Origin of the sequence: Fictibacillus barbaricus, assembly GCF_014635025.1 — a bacterium.
Lineage (GTDB): Bacteria > Bacillota > Bacilli > Bacillales > Fictibacillaceae > Fictibacillus > Fictibacillus barbaricus.
Genome location: NZ_BMCE01000011.1, coordinates 1 through 18,050, shown reverse-complemented (window position 1 = coordinate 18,050; position 18,050 = coordinate 1). Strand labels below are relative to the sequence as shown.

Below are 18,050 nucleotides of genomic sequence, written 5' to 3'. Positions count from 1 at the left end.
GGACGGGATAAGTGCTGAAAGCATCTAAGCATGAAGCCCCCCTCAAGATGAGATTTCCCATCACGTCAAGTGAGTAAGACCCCTTAGAGATGATGAGGTTGATAGGTCTGGTGTGGAAGCGTGGTGACACGTGGAGCTGACAGATACTAATCGGTCGAGGGCTTATCCTTACAATGCATAAACGTTTGGAAACGTCGTATCTAGTTTTGAGAGAACATACTCTCTAACTTAATAAAATCATGGTGAAAGTCATGGTTAGGTCTAGTGATGATGGCGAAGAGGTCACACCCGTTCCCATACCGAACACGGAAGTTAAGCTCTTCAGCGCCGATGGTAGTTGGGGGTTTCCCCCTGTAAGAGTAGGACGTCGCTAGGCAATGAGGAAGATGGATGATATCCATCTTCTTTTTTTGTGTTAAAAAATGAGTTGTAGCATGGATTGCAGGATCTTAACGAAGTATGGTAAAGACGCATAAATAAATTTGAGGGCGTTTAAAAATTTTTGAAGACTTATAAGAATTTTTGAGGACTTATAAAATCTCCCGAAGACTTATAAATCAAACAAAATATATAAAGAGGAAGAAGATGAATTTATTTCATCTTCTTTTTTTATGAAAAGGCAGGAAATGAGCTGAAACGTGATGCGAAAACCTCTAAGTATGGAAGAAGATGGACAAAACCATCTTCTTTTCATCATTTCCGATGTTATGCAAAGTGGCGAAAAACTTCAATTAAGTCAAAACCAACTATAATTAAGTCAAAACGAGGGCGAATTAAGTCTTAGAATAAAAAATTGAGTCAAAACCGAACCCAATTAGGTCAAAACGAGACCTAATTGGGTCTTTTAGAATTCTCTAACGATGAAAATGTGTAGTTCCTCTCATGTATTAACGGTTATTCATCAAATTGAGCATCACACCAAAAAGGTAAGGAATTTTATGTGCAGTAATGGTTAGAAATTGATTAATATAGGGTAATTCTTCAGAAGTATAAGTATGAAATAACTCACTCCACCATTCGGTATCATATCTGCTTAGCATACTTAAGTTGTAAAGAATTACATAGTGAACCATGAGCTCATTAAGTTCGGGTAAATGCAATAGATCTCGATCAATCGCTAAGTAGTAGGTATCCTCTGATAAATGGTAGCTTAAAGGAAAACTATGAAATGGCTTTAGATCATGTCTTGTTTGAAGAATAAAACCAGATTGATCTTCATTCCACCCTATAATAAATTTTGAAGGAAATAAGGCATTCATATATTCAAAAAATCTTTCTGGGGACATATGTAAGTAGTCGGTTGAATCTTTATCAAAGAAAAATTCCTTCTTGCTTTTACTATACATTTTAACGAGATGTACTTCTCCATTCATTTGTTTAAACAGGGGGCATAGTTCAGGCAACATACTAAGCAGCTGGTTCATAGTGAATTTTTCCCCTTCAATATGTTTCATGTGAAACAGTTTTTCACAAAAATGATTAAACAACCCCGTCTTTTGGACTTTTACTTCATCATATAAAAATTCATAACTTCTTTTTTTTCTTTTTCTTGTAGATAAGCCATGTGCTAATACTGCACTTGAATCTGGATAATCCGGATCTACACATAATATGCATGCTTTCATGAGCTGAGTCATGCCATAAAACAAAAGAACTGGTTTTAACTCCGTGGGTGCCTGGTCAGCTAATTTATAATATTTCTTTCCATGTTCGATATAGTAAATAAATCCATACGTATTATCAAAGCTCTTACCATTGCTGTCTTCGATGTTCAGTTTTTGGTACTGTTTTGCCAGAAAATGCTGCGTTTTTTGGGAGGAAAAGAACATATCAAACAAAGCCCAATCTTCTTTAATATAACCCATTTGTCATTTTCCTCCTCACTTTTAAATTATTTGAATAATCGAACATATTTTGTATTCCTTGACACTAGTTTACCCAGTTGATAATCTACAAATAATATTTTTCGTGATGATAAATTTGAAGGGGTGGTTGAGGTATGTGGCAAGATAAGTTTGCAAAAGAAGGTTTAACATTTGATGATGTATTATTGATTCCAGCAAAATCCTCTGTTTTACCTAATGAAGTATCAATCAAAACAAAGTTATCTGATTCTGTTCAATTAAACATTCCTATTATTAGTGCAGGAATGGATACGGTAACAGAAGCGAACATGGCAATTGCTATGGCACGTCAAGGCGGTCTAGGAATTGTACACAAAAACATGTCGATTGAAGAACAGGCTGAACAGATTGATCGCGTTAAACGTTCTGAAAGCGGCGTAATTACTAACCCGTTCTACTTAACACCTGAACACCAAGTATTTGATGCTGAACATTTAATGGGCAAGTATCGAATTAGTGGTGTTCCTATCGTTGATGCGGATAAAAAATTAGTGGGTATTCTGACAAACCGTGACTTGCGTTTTGTACAGGATTATTCCATTAAGATCTCAGATGTAATGACAAAAGAAAACTTAGTCACAGCCCCAGTTGGTACAACATTAAAAGAAGCTGAAAAAACACTTCAGCAATATAAGATAGAAAAACTTCCTTTAGTTGACGATGAAGGAATACTGCAAGGCTTGATTACGATCAAAGATATTGAAAAGGTAATTGAATTTCCTAATTCAGCAAAAGACTCTCAAGGTCGCTTGCTTGTAGGTGCAGCTGTAGGAGTAACGAAGGACGCACTTCTTCGTGTAGAAAAATTAGTGGAAGCTGGCGTAGATGCGATTGTTATCGATACAGCTCACGGCCACTCTGAAGGTGTACTTCAAAAAGTACGTGAAGTAAGACAAGCATATCCTGCTTTAACGATCATCGCGGGTAACGTGGCTACAGCAGAAGCTACTCGTGATTTGATTGAAGCAGGTGCAAGTGTAGTAAAAGTAGGTATTGGTCCAGGTTCAATCTGTACAACACGTGTTGTTGCTGGTGTTGGTGTTCCGCAGGTTACAGCTGTATATGATTGTGCTACAGAAGCTAAGAAGTATGGCGTACCGATTATTGCAGACGGTGGTATTAAATACTCTGGAGACATCGTAAAAGCAATCGCAGCAGGCGGACATGCCGTTATGCTGGGCAGTATGCTTGCAGGTGTATCGGAGAGCCCTGGAGAGCGTGAAATCTTCCAAGGCCGTCAGTTTAAAGTCTACCGCGGAATGGGTTCTGTTGGAGCAATGGAACGTGGAAGCAGTGATCGATATTTCCAGGAAAATAATAAGAAGCTTGTTCCAGAAGGTATTGAAGGTCGCCTGCCGTATAAAGGACCTCTTGCAGATACGATTTATCAGCTTGTAGGCGGTATTCGTTCAGGTATGGGATACTGTGGAACAGGTACGATTGAAGAGCTTCAAAATGATACACGTTTTGTAAAAATTACTGGTGCTGGTCTTCGTGAGAGTCATCCTCACCAAGTTCAGATTACAAAAGAAGCACCGAATTATTCGGTCTAAAGGCGCATTTTTCAGACAGAGGTATAACCTCTGTCTATTTTTTTGAAAAGGGGTATGTTACAATAACTTTTGTGTGTAAATGGGTTTGGAGGTGCAGTTTTTTGAACAGCAAGATAAAGCAACTGTTAGTGTTAACATTGATTTTTTCATTTTTTACGTCGAGTTTATTAGGTTTTTCTAATTCAGCAAGTGCAGCACCATCATTAGATGTAAAAGCTGAGGCTGCTATTCTTGTGGATGCAGAAACAGGGAAGATATTATATCAGAAAAATGCTGATAAGTTACTTCCACCTGCGAGTATGAGTAAGATGATGACTGAATACCTATTGTTAGAAGCCATCAATAAGAAAAAGATATCTTGGGAACAGAAAACCAGTATTTCTGAATATGCCCACAAAATTTCTCAAAATCGTACTTTATCAAACGTACCACTTCGAATAGATGATAAATATACGGTTCGTGAATTGTATCAAGCAATGGCGATTTACTCTGCAAATGGAGCGACCATCGCATTAGCTGAACTTTTAGCTGGTTCTGAAGGTGAATTTGTTGAGCGAATGAATGCCAAAGCAAAAGAATTTGGCATGAAAGATTATCATTTTGTAAATTCTACAGGTCTTAACAATAAGGACTTGTTTGGTAACCATTCATCTGGAAATGAAACGGATGAAAATATGATGAGTGCTCGCGCTACAGCTATTTTAGCTTTTAGACTACTTAGTGATCATCCAGAAGTATTAGAAACAGCAAGTATTCCAAAAATGGTATTCCGTGAAGGTTCAGATGACGAGATAGAGATGGAAAACTGGAACTGGATGCTTCCATCCCTTGTAAAAGGTTATAACGGCGTAGATGGTCTAAAGACGGGTTCTACTGACCTTGCTGGAAACTGTTTTACAGGTACGATCAAAAAAGGTGATACACGTCTTATTTCAGTAGTGATGAAAACTGATTCGCGTTTAGCTCGATTTGACGAAACAAAAAAATTATTTGATTTTGGATTTGCTAACTTTGAAAAAGAGCAAATTCTGCCTGATAATTATCAAGTTAAAGGCAATAAAACTTTACCGGTACTAAAAGGTAAAGAGAAAGAAGTAAAAGTTGCAACAAAAGAACCTCTTTCACTGGTGATTAAAAGAGGGGAAAAAGAAAACTATAAGCCTAAATTTGTTGTGGATAAAAAGAAGATGACAAAGGATGGCGAACTGACAGCACCTGTTAAAAAAGGTGAAGTGGTAGGTCATATCAATGTTGAGTATACCGGCCAAGGTGAAGATTACGGTTACTTGCTTGATGGAGATACAAAAGGAAAGACTGAGGTTGTGACTACAAAATCAGTTGAAAAAGCAAACTGGTTCGTACTTGCTTTACGAGGAGTCGGCGGCTTTTTTGGAGGACTTTGGTCTGGAGCTGTTGACATGGTAAAAGGCTGGTTTTAATTCCATAATCACTAAAAGCTCTTTGGCGTATGCTGAAGAGCTTTTTTTCAGAAAATAGAGAGAGCTTGCGCTTTTTATGATTTACGATAAAATAGATGAGGAAACTAGTTTTATTATAAAATAACCGAGTCCTAAATCGGTTATACCACATATAACCAGGGGGTAGTAAAGCATGTTAAAAACAGGTACTGAACGTGTTAAAAGAGGAATGGCAGAAATGCAAAAGGGCGGCGTTATCATGGACGTTATCAACGCAGAGCAAGCTCGTATTGCTGAAGCTGCTGGTGCTGTAGCCGTAATGGCACTAGAGCGCGTTCCTTCAGATATTCGTGCTGCAGGCGGAGTAGCTCGTATGGCAGATCCAACAATCGTGGAAGAAGTTCTGAATGCTGTTTCTATTCCTGTAATGGCAAAAGCTCGTATCGGGCACATTGTTGAGGCACGCGTGCTTGAAGCAATGGGTGTTGACTACATCGATGAGAGTGAAGTATTAACGCCAGCGGATGAGGTTTTCCACTTATTGAAGAGCGATTACACTGTACCTTTCGTTTGTGGTGCACGTGATCTTGGAGAAGCATCACGCCGTATTGGTGAAGGTGCATCTATGCTTCGTACAAAAGGTGAGCCTGGAACAGGTAACATCGTTGAAGCTGTTCGTCACATGAGAATGATCCAAGGTCAGATTCGCAAAGTTGTTGCGATGAGCGTGGACGAGCTTATGACAGAAGCTAAGAACTTAGGTGCTCCATTTGAAGTTCTTCTTCAAATCAAAAAAGAAGGTAAGCTTCCTGTTGTTAACTTTGCAGCAGGCGGTATCGCTACACCAGCGGATGCAGCACTTATGATGCAGCTTGGTGCAGACGGCGTATTCGTTGGATCAGGTATCTTTAAGTCTGAGAACCCAGAAAAGTTTGCTCGTGCGATCGTTGAAGCAACAACACACTATCAAGATTACAAACTTATCGCTGAACTTTCTAAAGGTCTTGGTACTCCTATGAAAGGTATCGATATTTCAACATTAGCTCAAAGTGAGCGCATGCAGGAGCGAGGCTGGTAATTCCATGCTGAAAATCGGAGTTCTAGCCCTACAAGGAGCAGTACGAGAGCATGTTCGAGCGATTGAAGCAAGCGGTGCCGAAGCCGTTGCGGTAAAACGTGTTGAGGAGCTCAGCAGTCTTGATGGTTTGGTTATGCCAGGCGGCGAGAGCACAGCTATGAGACGTTTGATCGACAAATACAATTTCCTTGAGCCGTTAAAGGAGTTTGCACAGAACAAACCTGTTTTTGGTACATGTGCCGGATTGATCTTAATGGCAAAACGTATTCAGGGTCAAGATTCAGCCCATCTAGAACTAATCGATATGACAGTTGAGCGCAATGCGTTTGGGCGTCAAGTAGACAGTTTTGAAGCTGATCTTATGATACATGGTGTTGGAGAAGACTTTACGGGAGTATTCATTCGTGCCCCATTCATCGTTGAAGTTGGACCTGAAGTTGAGATTTTATCTAAACATAATGACCGAATTGTTGCAGCAAAACAAGGAAATTTCCTATGTGCAGCGTTTCATCCCGAACTTACGGACGATTACCGTTTACATCAATATTTTGTAAATATGGTACAATCCGCTAAAGAAGTAGTTGCATAAAATAGAAAAATGCTGTACATTACTATAAAATCATTATAAAAAATCAATGACAGGAACTAGTAGCAAAAATGACTTTGTGTAGAGAGTCGGTGGCTGGTGAAAACCGATCGAAGCGTTTTGTGAATCCATCCTTGAGTGAAAAGCTGAAATCTTAAGTAGGCTTTTCCGGTGAAGAACCGTTACATGTAATTAAGCCGGCAGCAGATTATTTGCTGCAATTAGGGTGGCAACGCGGGTTAACTCTCGTCCCTATTTCTAATGTATTTTAGGAATAGCGGGCGGGAGTTTTTTGATTTTTTATAACCAAAAAGGAGGAAAAAAGGATGTTAGATTTAAAATATGTACGTGCTAATTTTGAGGAAGTAAAGAAAAAGTTATCTGCACGTGGAGAAGACCTTTCAGGATTAGATCAATTTGAAGCGTTAGATCAACGCCGCCGCGAATTGATCGGTGAGACGGAAAGCTTAAAATCCAAGCGAAATGAAGTGTCTAAACAGGTAGCGGAATTTAAACGCGAGAAGAAAGATGCCGATCATCTTATTACTGAGATGCGTGAAGTGGGCGATAAGATCAAAACGATTGACGATGAACTGCGTCAAGTAGAAGAAGACCTTAACGGCATCATGCTTACCCTGCCAAACTTGCCGCATGAAAGTGTACCAGTAGGTGAGACAGAAGATGATAACGTTCCTGTACGTCACTGGGGAGAAGTGCCCGAGTTTTCTTTTGAAGCAAAAGCACACTGGGATATCGCTACTGACCTTGGTATCGTAGATTTTGAGCGAGGAGCAAAGGTTACAGGAAGCCGTTTCGCTTTCTATAAAGGCCTTGGTGCACGCCTAGAACGAGCTCTAATCAACTTCATGATGGACCTTCATGAAGACGAACATGGCTATACAGAGGTTCTGCCTCCATACATGGTAAATCGCCAAAGCATGACAGGGACAGGGCAGCTTCCTAAGTTTGAAGAAGATGCATTCAAGATTCGCGAAGAGGATTATTTCCTTATCCCGACATCTGAAGTACCAGTGACAAACATGCACCGTGAAGAGATTTTAACAGCAGAAGAACTTCCGATCGCATACGCAGCTTTCAGTGCATGTTTCCGTTCTGAAGCTGGTTCTGCTGGCCGTGATACACGCGGCTTGATCCGTCAGCACCAATTTAATAAAGTAGAGCTCGTTCGCTTTGTTAAGCCGGAAGACTCTTATGAGGAGCTTGAGAAACTTACAGGGCACGCTGAGAAAGTGCTTCAGCTGCTAAACCTTCCTTATCGTGTACTAAGCATGTGTACAGCAGATCTTGGATTTACAGCTGCTAAAAAATATGACATTGAAGTATACCTTCCAAGCTACAACGAGTACCGTGAGATTTCTTCTTGCTCTAACTTTGAAGACTTCCAGGCGCGCCGTGCCCAAATTCGTTTCCGCAGAGAAGCAAAAGGCAAGCCAGAGTTTGTTCATACACTAAACGGTTCTGGATTAGCGATCGGACGGACAGTGGCTGCGATCTTGGAAAACTATCAGCAAGAAGATGGTTCTGTTGTGATTCCAGAAGTGCTTCGTCCATACATGGCAAATAAAGAAGTGATTAAGTAAAAAAAAGAGAGGAATTTTCTCCTCTCTTTTTTCAATTTTTTTTGAAAAAACGTTGACACTCTGTTTACCGCCATGTTAATATAGTTCTTGTCAGTCACACGGAGGTATACCCAAGTCCGGCTGAAGGGATCGGTCTTGAAAACCGACAGGGGTGTAAAAGCCCGCGGGGGTTCGAATCCCTCTACCTCCTCCATATACATATTCAACCTCATCCGAGTAATTCGGGTGAGGTTTTTTGTTGTGTTCATTGATAAACGTAAAATCTCATATTTGATTTTATTTCTGCGGTTAGCTATGATCGAATTTTGTAGAACGGCTTATATTTTATTAAGATTTAATTAGTATTGAAAATGACTAAATTTTTTAAAATAAGACTTAATAAAGCAGATAATGACTTAATTGCCCTCAAATATATTAAAAATTTCTTTTCTTCTCTCCCAAGCGTTGTAAGCGCTAACACTTTAAAGTATTAAAATTTAGTATTGACAGAACTTTTAGACAGAGAGTATGATGACAACTATACTTAATCGAATATGTAATGCTTATTAAGAGAGACCGAGGGATCAGGCCCTATGACGTCCGGCAACCTCCATGATGGAACGGTGCTACTTCCTGCAGGATGATCATTCATTCTGGAAGATAAGTCGATGTTTGTTTATTCGCCCTCTTCCATTGAATGAAGAGGGCTTTTTTATATTTGAGGGGGAGGACATATGATCGAGATCAAGGATGTAACTAAGATCTATAGAGCAAAAGGTAGAGAAATTGTCGGTGTAAAAGATGTGTCGCTGACCATAGAACGAGGTGAGATCTTCGGAATCGTCGGCTATAGTGGGGCAGGTAAAAGCTCACTTCTACGATGCCTGAATTTATTAGAGAAACCGACTTCAGGCGATATCTTGATCGACGGCGTTTCCATTACAAAACTAGGAAAAAAAGAGCTGAGAGATGAAAGGCTTAAGATCGGGATGATCTTTCAGCACTTTTATCTGATCAGCGCAAAAACGGTTTTTGAGAATATCGCATTTGCTTTAAAAGCAGCAGGCAAAACGAAAGATCAGATTCAAGGAAGAACGTTAGAACTTTTAAAGATGGTAGGCTTAGAAAACCAAAAGGACCAATATCCTGCCCAGTTAAGTGGAGGACAGAAGCAAAGAGTAGGGATTGCCCGCGCCCTTGCGAACGATCCGAAGGTATTGCTATGTGATGAAGCAACATCTGCACTTGACCCGAATACTACTAAAGCTATCCTCTCTTTGCTCAAATCGATAAATAAAGAGTTAGGCATCACGATTGTACTTATCACGCATGAGATGGAAGTGGTTAAAGAGATTTGTCATCGAATGGCTGTTATGCAGGATGGAGAGATCATTGAGTCAGGTGATGTGTATACCATCTTTGCCAATCCAAAGGAAGAGTTGACAAAAACGTTCATCAGCTCTGTCATTCAGATGGATCTGCCAGAACCTCTGCTGAAGAACAGAAAAGGCATCGTGATAAAGATTCAATTTAAGGGAGCTATCGCAGAGGAAGCTATCGTGTCTGAACTCTTTCAAAATTTTAAAGTGAAAGGGAATATCCTTCACGGAAAGATTGAATATATCCAAGAAACGCCGCTCGGTATTTTTATTATGGAACTGATCGGTGATGAGGGAGAAGTAAAACGAGCGATCGCCTACATTGAAGGCCGTATTGAAAACCTTGAGGTGGTGAAACATGTTGCTTGATTCGATTTATAGCATCTTACCAGATCTGAATAAGGCGTTCTTTGAAACTCTGTACATGGTTGCCATATCACTCGGTGTTTCATTGATCGTTGGGCTTCCACTCGGGATCCTCTTATTCGTTACGGATAAAGGTCTTTTGTTTGAAAACGCCCTTATTAAGCAAACAGCAGGCATTTTAGTAAACCTGATACGTTCAGTGCCATTCATCATTCTTCTTGTTGCTCTGCTTCCATTAACACAGCTGATTACAGGAACGACCATCGGACCTACAGCTGCATCTGTTTCATTGTCTGTTGCGGCGATTCCTTTCTTCGCTCGTTTAGTGGAGACTTCTTTAAGAGAAATCGATAAAGGAGTCATCGAGGCGGCCGTCGCTGTAGGGGCAACGCCTTGGATGATCATTCGTGAAGTACTTCTTCCTGAAGCGAAACCTGGCATTGTTCAGGCGATTACCGTTACTGCTATCAGCTTATTAGGTTATTCTGCTATGGCTGGTATTGTTGGCGGCGGAGGAATCGGAGACTTTGCGATTCGTTTTGGCTATTACCGTTATGATAATACGATCATGATCACAACCGTTATCTTACTGATCGTAATCGTACAATTGATGCAAGTCATTGGAGATGGAGTAGCCAGAGCTGTAAATAAAAGATAAAGAAAAAGGGGATCAACATGAAAAAAATCATACTTACACTATTAACTGTACTTCTTACTTTTGGATTAGCAGGGTGTTCTTCTTCAACAGGGGCATCTAAAGACAAAGAAGTTACGATTGGGGCAACAGCTGGCCCCTATACAGATATGGTCAATAGAGCAATTAAACCTTTACTTGAGAAAAAGGGATACAAGGTAAAGGTAGTTGAGTTTAGTGATTATATTCAGCCTAACTTAGCACTTTCTAAAGGTGATCTTGATGCTAACCTTTTTCAGCATAAGATCTATATGGAGAACTTCGCAAAAGAGAAGAACCTGAAGCTTTCAGAAATCATTATTGTACCTACTGCCCCGATGGGATTATACTCAGATAAATTCAAATCAGTTGAGGAGATTAAAGAAGGAAGCACACTAGCGATTCCGAACGATCCTGTAAACTTAGCCCGTACGTTGATCATGCTAGAAGATGCAGAACTGATTACGATCAAAGAAGGAATCAATCAACTGACTGCTTCTGAAAAAGATGTTAAAGATAATCCTAAGAACCTGAAATTTAAGCCACTAGAAGCGGCACAGCTTCCACGCGCTGTACAGAGTGCAGATGTGGCTGCAGTTCCAGGAAACTTTGCTCTAGCAGCAAAAATGGACTTATTGGATGCTCTTCAACTTGAAAACATGCCTGATACGTACAGAAATCGTGTCGTTGTGAACACGAAGGACGCAGAATCCACTTTTGCAAAAGATATTAAAGAAGTAGTGGAATCCAAGGAGTTTGAGGAAGTGATCGATAAGGAGTTCAAAGGGTTCGGTAAACCTGAGTGGATGAAAAAATAACAAAAACCCCGGGCTCATATAAATGAGTACCGGGGCTTTCTATGTTTATAAGCGAACTTCTCGCTTCGCTTCGATCTTTTGTGCGATTTTTTCTACGATATGATCGATCGATTCAGGATTTTCCCGAAGATCATAATCATTAATGTTTACACGCAGCACGGGGCATGAGTTAAAGGAATCAATCCACTTTTCATAGCGGTTGTACATCTCTTCCCAATACGAAACAGGTGTTTCTTGCTCCATCTTTCGGCCGCGTTTTTGAATACGGGCTAAAATATCATCGAGAGACCCTTCTAAGTAAATTAAACAATCAGGCTTGGGGAAGTATGGTGTCATCACCATCGCCTCAAAAAGGTGAGTATATGTCTCGTAATCAACCTCTGACATATTCCCTTCATCAAAATGCATTCGTGCAAAGATTCCCGTATCTTCATAAATGGAACGGTCTTGAACAAACCCGCCCCCATAATCAAACATTCTTTTTTGCTCCTTAAAACGTTCAGCCAAAAAGAAAATTTGAAGGTGAAAGCTCCAGCGTTTGAAGTCGTGATAAAAATTTTCTAAGTAAGGATTGTTATCTACTTTTTCCATAGACGTACGAAACTTCAGTTTTTCAGCAAGAGCGTTCGTAAAGGTAGACTTACCCGCGCCTACCATACCTGCTACTGTGATAACAGCATCGTTTGGAATGCTGTATTGTATGAGTTTGTTCATCTTGCAACTTCTCCTTTTTTCAAAGTTGCATCTATTAAGGAAAAGATTTTTTCTTTATCCGTTTCATACGCAACAAAATCTAATTCGTCTCCATTAAACGAAAGCACCGGAATTTCAGGATGCTGTCTTTTAAAGGCAGACATGAATGTTTCATAATCAGCAGCCAGCTGTTCTAAATAAGCAGGCTCCATGTTTTGTTCAACAAACCTTCCGCGTTTTCGGACACGGTCTAATAATGTATCAAGACTAGCATTTAAGTATATGATCATGTTTGGAACAGGCATGTCTTCTGTTAAGATATCGAAACACTTCATGTATTTATCAAGGTTTCCGCCTTTTAGCGTACGCCCAGCAAAAATACGATTCTTAAATATATGATAATCAGAAACGACAGGTATTTGTTTAGATAGATATTGAGCTTGAATTTCTTCAAGTTGTTTATACCTGTTGCAAAGAAAAAACATCTCGGTCTGAAAACTCCACTCATCAATGTTGTCGTAAAATTTCCCGAGAAAAGGATTCTCTTCTACAATTTCTTTTAATAATTGAAAGTCATAGTGCTCTGCAATGGCTTTTGCCAGTGATGTTTTCCCTACGCCAATCGGCCCTTCAACTGCGATAAAGGGGGTTGAACTCATCTTCCTTTTCCTCCCTTATAAATAACAAACGAAAAATTACAGACAAAGAATATTGTAGCATACGATTGGAAAAGGTGGTTACATAATCGGTTAAAAACTTGAATAAATAATGCTATTAGTAGATGGTTTTTTGTTTGTTATCAAAAGCCTGCTGAATAATTGCCTTTAAATCCAATTCATCACTCGGACTGATATCTGCATTTAATGTCTTTTCCATAAGAATTAATGCTCTTTCATTATCTTCTTCTATATTAGATGCAGAGCAATCAGATGGTGCATAGAGTGTAAAACCCCTCATATAAGCGTCGTTTGCTGTAAAGAGTACGCAAATATTTCCTGCAACACCGCATATGATTAATGTTTGTATTTCCAGATCATTTAATAAGGGAGATAGAGGGGTTGAAAAGAACCCGGAGTGCTTTGGTTTTATAACAAAAAAATCGTCTTCATCAGGCTTTAATGTAATTACAAACTCACTGCCTGCTTGAGTTGAACAATATTCCACCAGTTTTTGTTTATCCGATTGCCACTGTCCAAAGTTATCATTTATATAGATAATAGGTATACCTTCCTTTTTAGCGCGCTTTTTCAAATCAAGAATTTTATCGGCAATGGGTGCAGAAGTTTTTAGTAAAAGTGGTGCCTCAGGAAAATTAAAATCATTAATGACGTCAATAATAAGCATAGCAACAGGGATTTTATCCTTTTTTTTCTGTTTGCTTGTCACGCGATATCCCCCTCTTTCATTTTATAGAAACCATTCCTTTCTTTATTATTAGCAAAACCTCTTGTATAATCTCTAACAACGAAAACATTGGAGCGTACTAATGGAGATATTAGAAAAAGACGAATATTACATGGAACTCGCTTTAAAGGAAGCGGAAAAAGCGGCTGCGATCGGAGAAGTCCCAATAGGTGCTGTTTTAGTAAAAGACGATCAAATTCTTGCAAGAGCTTATAATTTACGTGAAACCGAACAAAGGGCTGTTGCGCATGCTGAGCTTTTGGCGATTGATCAAGCTTGTAAAGAAACGGATGCTTGGAGACTAGAAGGAACAACACTTTATGTGACGCTAGAACCGTGTGCGATGTGTTCAGGCGCCATAGTCCTTTCAAGAGTGGATCGTGTCGTTTACGGAGCAGCTGACCCAAAGGGAGGTTGTGCAGGGACGTTGATGAACCTTTTACAAGAAGATCGCTTCAATCATCAATGTGAAGTAGTTTCAGGTGTTAAAGAAGAAGAGTGCGGTAAGATTCTTTCTAGTTTTTTTAAAAATCTTCGCGATCGTAAAAGGAAGGAAAAGGAAGAGAGAAAGAAGGAGCTTTAGAGCCTGTACAGTTGATTTTTTTACGAGAGCGTAGTATACTAATCCTTGCACATTCGATTGTGCACCTAAAAATGTTATACACTTTGTCGCGCTAGACGGGGAGGTAGCGGTGCCCTGTACTCGCAATCCGCTGTAGCGAGGTTGAATTCCTCTCCTCGGTTAGCTCAACGTATGGTCTGACGAACGTAAGTGGTGTTGAGGTCCGGGTCCTGCGCAACGGAGACCCATGAACCCTGTCAGGTCCGGAAGGAAGCAGCAGTAAGTGGATCACTTCGTGTGCCGTGGGGCAACCTGGGCTGAGCTAACTGCGTTTGTACGCATAGGTTGACTATTCCAAAGAGAGGTGCGCGGCATTCTAATATATAAACAATAACTCACCCTTGTCTCAGGGGTGAGTTTTTTGTAATGTTTCAGTATAATAAAGAAAGAATGTAATGATTAAAGGGAGGCAAAGGGATGAGTTATCAAGCGCTCTACCGTGTATGGAGGCCACAGAGCTTTGAAGATATGGTCGGGCAGGAGCACATAACAAAAACGATTCAAAATGCCTTGATGCAGGACAAGCTTTCCCATGCCTACCTGTTTTCAGGACCACGAGGAACGGGGAAGACCAGTGCAGCCAAAATTATTGCCAAGGCCGTTAACTGTGAGCGGGCCCCAGTATCAGAGCCTTGTAATGAATGTGATGCTTGCCGTGGCATAACAAACGGTACCATATCAGATGTACTCGAGATCGATGCTGCTTCTAATACAGGGGTAGATGATATTCGTGATATACGGGATAAAGTAAAGTTCGCACCTTCTTCTGTCACGTACAAAGTCTATATCATAGATGAAGTACATATGCTTTCAACTGGAGCATTTAATGCTTTGTTAAAAACATTAGAAGAACCGCCAAGCCACGTTATTTTTATATTGGCAACAACTGAGCCTCATAAGATTCCAGCAACGATTGTGTCACGCTGTCAGCGGTTTGATTTTAAACGGATATCATCACAGTCCATCATCGGGCGGATGAGAAAAATAGTCGATGCAAACGGAACAGAAGTTGAGGAAGAAGCTCTTCAACTGCTTGCTCGTGCTGCAGAAGGCGGTATGCGAGATGCACTTAGCCTTCTAGACCAGGCCATTTCTTACAGTGATGAGAAGGTTAGAGTGGAGGATGTCCTTTCTGTTACCGGGTCAGCTTCGCAAAAACATCTATCTGACATGGCAGAGGCTTTTTTTGAAAAAGATGTGTCAAAAGCGCTAACGTTATCAACGGAACTTTTACAAGAAGGAAAAGATCCTGTTCGGTTCTTGGGCGATCTAATCTACTATTATCGAGACATGCTTCTGTATAAAACTGCTCCTCAATTAGAGGAGCTTTTAGAAAGAGTCTCGACAGATGAATCTTTTGCACGACTGGCTGATTCTACAGCTGCAGAGGATATCTATGCGATTATCGGTCAATTAAACGCAGCTCAACAAGAGATGAAATGGACGAATCACCCTAAAATCTTTTTGGAAACAACGTTTATTAAGATTTGTTATCAAAAACAAGAAGGAGTATCGTCACATTCGGAGAACCCTTCTGTGGAACCACTAATTAAAAGAATCGAACAGCTTGAGGAAGAGCTTAAAAAAATGAAGCAGGGCGGCTGGGCTTCAAGTGGCACATCCGCATCCGCAGAACAAGAAACACCAAGGGAAAAAAGAGTCATCCGGGGCCAAGGTGGAGCATCTCATACCCAAGTAAAAGAAATGCTCAAGAAAGCGAAGAAACCGAACCTCGTACAGCTTAAAGGCATGTGGGGAGAAATATTAGACAAGATTCGTTCTGAAAAAGTAAGTGCATATGCCCTGCTTTCAGGAGCAGAGCCAGTAGCATGTTCGGACCAGTTCTTCCTGCTTGCTTTTCAGCACGAAATTCACAGGCAGATGGCTTCTCAAGAGAACAATAGAAGCTATGTAGAAGGCGCGGTTTATAGTACAATAGGGAAGAGCCTGTCCATGCTATCCATACTGGATCCAGAATGGCAGAAACTAAAAGCTGACTTCATTAAAGAACAACAGCAAGGCCAGCCATCCGACGAGCAAGATAAAACAGAAGATCCTCTAATATCAGAGGCGATCAAATTGGTTGGCAATGATTTAATTGAGATAAAAGAAGAGAATGAATAAGGAGGAATTGTAAGATGATGAAAGGCAATATGAACAATATGATGAAACAAATGCAAAAGATGCAGCGTGACATGGCGAAGGCGCAAGAGGAACTTAAAGATAAAGTCATCGAAGGAACAGCTGGCGGTGGAATGGTAACCGTTAAAGCAAACGGCCATAAAGAAATCATTGATATTGTAATTAAAGAGGAAGTTGTAGACCCTGAAGATATTGATATGCTACAAGACCTTGTGTTAGCGGCTACTAACGATGCACTAAAAAAAGTAGACGAAATGGTTTCACAAGACATGGGCAAATTCACTAAAGGGCTTAACATTCCTGGTTTATTCTAGGCGAAACCATGCATTATCCTGAACCGATTTCAAAGCTTATTGAAAGCTTTATGAAATTGCCGGGCATTGGACCGAAAACGGCGGTTCGCCTGGCATTTTTCGTATTGGAAATGAAAGATGATGACGTGCTGGACTTTGGCCGGGCACTTGTAAATGCGAAACGTCAGCTTATCTATTGTTCCAATTGCTTTCATATTACTGACCGTGATCCTTGTATGATCTGTGACGATTCAAGCAGAGACCGTTCGACGATTTGCGTCGTTCATGACTCCAAGGACGTTATTGCGATGGAAAAAATGAAAGAATACCGTGGCCTTTACCATGTTCTCCATGGTGCGATCTCTCCTATGGATGGCGTTGGACCGGAAGATATTAAAATTGCCGAGCTCCTAAAACGTTTAACTGACGAAGGTGTTCAAGAAATCATTATGGCGACTGATCCGAATATTGAAGGTGAAGCTACAGCCATGTACATCGCAAGGCTTTTAAAACCAACCGGTATTAAGATTACCCGTATTGCACATGGGCTGCCTGTAGGCGGAGATTTGGAATATGCGGATGAAGTAACGCTTTCTAAAGCGCTTGAAGGAAGAAGAGAAATCTAACTAAAGGGGTTTGCTTGAATGTTTTTTTCCCGTAAAGGGCGCTTGAAGCGATCCGGAGATCAGCTGTTGCTTCAAAGTCTTGATGAATTAAAAACGAATTGGATGCATCAAAAAGAAATGGTGGAGCGCAGTGTCGAACCATCAGAAGAAGTTCTTTATAAACTCCAACTAGCAGAATCGAAGTATTTCTTCTTATTAAAAGAAGCAAAAAAACGAAACGTAACGACCAGCAGGTTAAAATAAATGCTGGTCTTTTTTATGGACAACTCCCATACAATGACTAGTAAATCAAACTGGATATTTGTATAGGAGGTTATCATGAATGGAGCCAATCACTGTAATTGCGATACTTGGGACAATCATTTTTGTTCTATTGCTTGTAGGTGCTCCAATGCGGCCAATACGTTGGATCGGATTTGGAATTACACGTTTTTGTATAGGAGCTTTATTGTTATTCCTGCTAAATGCGATCGGCAACTCGTACGATATACACATTCCGATAAATACTTATACCGCTTTAATCTCTGGTATTGCGGGTTTACCCGGTATAGCATCTTTAGTAGCCATTGAATTTTTCCTTCTAGGTTAAGAAAACTTGTGTAAAAACCATACTATTCTAGAGTTTAGAGGGCAGTTTTAAAGCTCTCTAAACTTTTTTTAATTTGATGAAAGTAATTTTAAAATAACTATTGACCTCATAACTCAATACGTGATATATTATTTCTTGTCGCTGCGACAGACGAAACGATGTTGCAGACGGGGAACACGATAAAAAAACAGGTTGACATCTGATTTGCTAGATGTTATCCTAATAAAGTCGCCAAAACGAGCGGCACACGAAATAAGCAACAAACAAGTTCTTTGAAAACTGAACAAAAGAAATAGGTAAGGAATTAAGAATTAATTCCGTCAGTT

18 protein-coding genes, 1 tRNA gene, 2 rRNA genes, 1 other RNA gene, 1 riboswitch and 1 other annotated feature are annotated in these 18,050 nt (G+C 40.2%); of the genes, 18 read left to right on the top strand and 4 right to left on the bottom strand.

What is annotated here, in order from left to right:
* Together IEV52_RS22005 and rrf are read left to right on the top strand one after the other, a co-directional pair.
* Positions 1-170 (top strand): 23S ribosomal RNA (locus IEV52_RS22005); the annotation flags it as partial.
* A 90-nt stretch (positions 171-260) separates the two neighbouring features.
* A 5S ribosomal RNA gene (gene rrf, locus IEV52_RS22000) occupies positions 261-376 on the top strand.
* Between the two features lie 511 nt (positions 377-887).
* Here rrf and IEV52_RS21995 read toward each other — a convergent pair.
* Complete coding sequence (locus IEV52_RS21995; protein ID WP_188404679.1) at positions 888-1,865, bottom strand: YaaC family protein; 978 nt, start codon at positions 1,863-1,865, stop codon at positions 888-890.
* Positions 1,866-1,999: 134 nt separating this feature from the next.
* On the opposite strand from IEV52_RS21995, the gene guaB reads away from it, so the two are divergent.
* The 9 genes from guaB to IEV52_RS21950 all read left to right on the top strand — a co-directional run bounded on the left by guaB (position 2,000) and on the right by IEV52_RS21950 (position 11,355).
* On the top strand, positions 2,000-3,457 hold the full coding sequence (gene guaB, locus IEV52_RS21990; protein WP_188404678.1) for an IMP dehydrogenase: 1,458 nt from the start codon (positions 2,000-2,002) through the stop codon (positions 3,455-3,457).
* A gap of 128 nt (positions 3,458-3,585) precedes the next feature.
* Positions 3,586-4,896 (top strand): D-alanyl-D-alanine carboxypeptidase family protein, encoded by a 1,311-nt coding sequence (locus IEV52_RS21985; protein WP_373869448.1) that lies wholly within the window; start codon positions 3,586-3,588, stop codon positions 4,894-4,896.
* 172 nt (positions 4,897-5,068) lie between these two features.
* Positions 5,069-5,953, top strand: coding sequence for a pyridoxal 5'-phosphate synthase lyase subunit PdxS (pdxS, locus tag IEV52_RS21980; RefSeq protein ID WP_188404677.1), 885 nt, complete (start codon positions 5,069-5,071; stop codon positions 5,951-5,953).
* Positions 5,954-5,957: 4 nt separating this feature from the next.
* On the top strand, positions 5,958-6,542 hold the full coding sequence (pdxT, locus tag IEV52_RS21975; protein WP_188404676.1) for a pyridoxal 5'-phosphate synthase glutaminase subunit PdxT: 585 nt from the start codon (positions 5,958-5,960) through the stop codon (positions 6,540-6,542).
* 37 nt (positions 6,543-6,579) lie between these two features.
* Positions 6,580-6,796, top strand: a binding site (T-box leader).
* A gap of 69 nt (positions 6,797-6,865) precedes the next feature.
* Positions 6,866-8,140: a serine--tRNA ligase gene (gene serS, locus IEV52_RS21970; protein ID WP_188404675.1), complete on the top strand. Its 1,275-nt coding sequence runs from the start codon at positions 6,866-6,868 to the stop codon at positions 8,138-8,140.
* A 100-nt stretch (positions 8,141-8,240) separates the two neighbouring features.
* A tRNA-Ser gene (locus IEV52_RS21965) sits at positions 8,241-8,333 on the top strand.
* Positions 8,334-8,679: 346 nt separating this feature from the next.
* A riboswitch (SAM riboswitch) is annotated at positions 8,680-8,786 on the top strand.
* Positions 8,787-8,853: 67 nt separating this feature from the next.
* Positions 8,854-9,867: a methionine ABC transporter ATP-binding protein gene (locus IEV52_RS21960; RefSeq protein ID WP_188404674.1), complete on the top strand. Its 1,014-nt coding sequence runs from the start codon at positions 8,854-8,856 to the stop codon at positions 9,865-9,867.
* On the top strand, positions 9,857-10,522 hold the full coding sequence (locus IEV52_RS21955; protein WP_188404673.1) for a methionine ABC transporter permease: 666 nt from the start codon (positions 9,857-9,859) through the stop codon (positions 10,520-10,522). The genes IEV52_RS21960 and IEV52_RS21955 overlap by 11 nt, the downstream gene beginning before the upstream one ends.
* Positions 10,523-10,539: 17 nt before the next feature.
* Positions 10,540-11,355 carry a MetQ/NlpA family ABC transporter substrate-binding protein gene (locus tag IEV52_RS21950; protein WP_188404672.1) on the top strand — a complete coding sequence of 272 codons (816 nt, stop codon included), beginning with the start codon at positions 10,540-10,542 and terminating at the stop codon, positions 11,353-11,355.
* Positions 11,356-11,400: 45 nt separating this feature from the next.
* On the opposite strand, the gene IEV52_RS21945 is transcribed toward IEV52_RS21950, so the two are convergent.
* The 3 genes from IEV52_RS21945 to IEV52_RS21935 all read right to left on the bottom strand — a co-directional run bounded on the left by IEV52_RS21945 (position 11,401) and on the right by IEV52_RS21935 (position 13,434).
* A complete protein-coding gene (locus IEV52_RS21945) occupies positions 11,401-12,069 on the bottom strand; it encodes a deoxynucleoside kinase (RefSeq protein WP_188404671.1) in 669 nt (222 codons plus the stop codon).
* Positions 12,066-12,707 (bottom strand): deoxynucleoside kinase, encoded by a 642-nt coding sequence (locus tag IEV52_RS21940; protein WP_188404670.1) that lies wholly within the window; start codon positions 12,705-12,707, stop codon positions 12,066-12,068. Before IEV52_RS21940 ends, IEV52_RS21945 begins: the two co-directional genes overlap by 4 nt.
* Positions 12,708-12,822: 115 nt before the next feature.
* Positions 12,823-13,434 carry a cysteine hydrolase family protein gene (locus IEV52_RS21935; RefSeq protein WP_229754423.1) on the bottom strand — a complete coding sequence of 204 codons (612 nt, stop codon included), beginning with the start codon at positions 13,432-13,434 and terminating at the stop codon, positions 12,823-12,825.
* A gap of 100 nt (positions 13,435-13,534) precedes the next feature.
* On the opposite strand from IEV52_RS21935, the gene tadA reads away from it, so the two are divergent.
* The 7 genes from tadA to IEV52_RS21900 all read left to right on the top strand — a co-directional run bounded on the left by tadA (position 13,535) and on the right by IEV52_RS21900 (position 17,724).
* A complete protein-coding gene (tadA, locus tag IEV52_RS21930; protein WP_188404669.1) occupies positions 13,535-14,035 on the top strand; it encodes a tRNA adenosine(34) deaminase TadA in 501 nt (166 codons plus the stop codon).
* An 86-nt stretch (positions 14,036-14,121) separates the two neighbouring features.
* An RNA gene (ffs, locus tag IEV52_RS21925) (signal recognition particle sRNA large type) lies at positions 14,122-14,386 on the top strand.
* A 105-nt stretch (positions 14,387-14,491) separates the two neighbouring features.
* Positions 14,492-16,198: a DNA polymerase III subunit gamma/tau gene (gene dnaX / locus IEV52_RS21920; RefSeq protein ID WP_188404668.1), complete on the top strand. Its 1,707-nt coding sequence runs from the start codon at positions 14,492-14,494 to the stop codon at positions 16,196-16,198.
* Positions 16,199-16,212: 14 nt separating this feature from the next.
* The gene (locus IEV52_RS21915) at positions 16,213-16,530 is read left to right on the top strand and encodes a YbaB/EbfC family nucleoid-associated protein (protein ID WP_229754422.1); all 318 of its coding nucleotides are present in this window, start codon (positions 16,213-16,215) and stop codon (positions 16,528-16,530) included.
* Positions 16,531-16,538: 8 nt separating this feature from the next.
* The gene (recR, locus tag IEV52_RS21910; protein ID WP_188404667.1) at positions 16,539-17,135 is read left to right on the top strand and encodes a recombination mediator RecR; all 597 of its coding nucleotides are present in this window, start codon (positions 16,539-16,541) and stop codon (positions 17,133-17,135) included.
* An 18-nt stretch (positions 17,136-17,153) separates the two neighbouring features.
* Entirely contained in the window at positions 17,154-17,378 is a 225-nt protein-coding gene (locus IEV52_RS21905; protein ID WP_188404666.1) for a YaaL family protein, read from the top strand.
* A gap of 79 nt (positions 17,379-17,457) precedes the next feature.
* Positions 17,458-17,724 carry a pro-sigmaK processing inhibitor BofA family protein gene (locus tag IEV52_RS21900; protein ID WP_188404665.1) on the top strand — a complete coding sequence of 89 codons (267 nt, stop codon included), beginning with the start codon at positions 17,458-17,460 and terminating at the stop codon, positions 17,722-17,724.
* Positions 17,725-18,050: the final 326 nt, after the last annotated feature.

Coding starts and splice junctions, on each gene's coding strand:
- IEV52_RS21995 (WP_188404679.1), bottom strand. CDS start 1,865: ATGGGTTATATTAAAGAAGATTGGGCTTTGTTTGATATGTTCTTTTCC.
- guaB (WP_188404678.1), top strand. CDS start 2,000: ATGTGGCAAGATAAGTTTGCAAAAGAAGGTTTAACATTTGATGATGTA.
- pdxS (WP_188404677.1), top strand. CDS start 5,069: ATGTTAAAAACAGGTACTGAACGTGTTAAAAGAGGAATGGCAGAAATG.
- pdxT (WP_188404676.1), top strand. CDS start 5,958: ATGCTGAAAATCGGAGTTCTAGCCCTACAAGGAGCAGTACGAGAGCAT.
- serS (WP_188404675.1), top strand. CDS start 6,866: ATGTTAGATTTAAAATATGTACGTGCTAATTTTGAGGAAGTAAAGAAA.
- IEV52_RS21960 (WP_188404674.1), top strand. CDS start 8,854: ATGATCGAGATCAAGGATGTAACTAAGATCTATAGAGCAAAAGGTAGA.
- IEV52_RS21955 (WP_188404673.1), top strand. CDS start 9,857: ATGTTGCTTGATTCGATTTATAGCATCTTACCAGATCTGAATAAGGCG.
- IEV52_RS21950 (WP_188404672.1), top strand. CDS start 10,540: ATGAAAAAAATCATACTTACACTATTAACTGTACTTCTTACTTTTGGA.
- IEV52_RS21945 (WP_188404671.1), bottom strand. CDS start 12,069: ATGAACAAACTCATACAATACAGCATTCCAAACGATGCTGTTATCACA.
- IEV52_RS21940 (WP_188404670.1), bottom strand. CDS start 12,707: ATGAGTTCAACCCCCTTTATCGCAGTTGAAGGGCCGATTGGCGTAGGG.
- tadA (WP_188404669.1), top strand. CDS start 13,535: ATGGAGATATTAGAAAAAGACGAATATTACATGGAACTCGCTTTAAAG.
- dnaX (WP_188404668.1), top strand. CDS start 14,492: ATGAGTTATCAAGCGCTCTACCGTGTATGGAGGCCACAGAGCTTTGAA.
- IEV52_RS21915 (WP_229754422.1), top strand. CDS start 16,213: ATGATGAAAGGCAATATGAACAATATGATGAAACAAATGCAAAAGATG.
- recR (WP_188404667.1), top strand. CDS start 16,539: ATGCATTATCCTGAACCGATTTCAAAGCTTATTGAAAGCTTTATGAAA.
- IEV52_RS21905 (WP_188404666.1), top strand. CDS start 17,154: ATGTTTTTTTCCCGTAAAGGGCGCTTGAAGCGATCCGGAGATCAGCTG.
- IEV52_RS21900 (WP_188404665.1), top strand. CDS start 17,458: ATGGAGCCAATCACTGTAATTGCGATACTTGGGACAATCATTTTTGTT.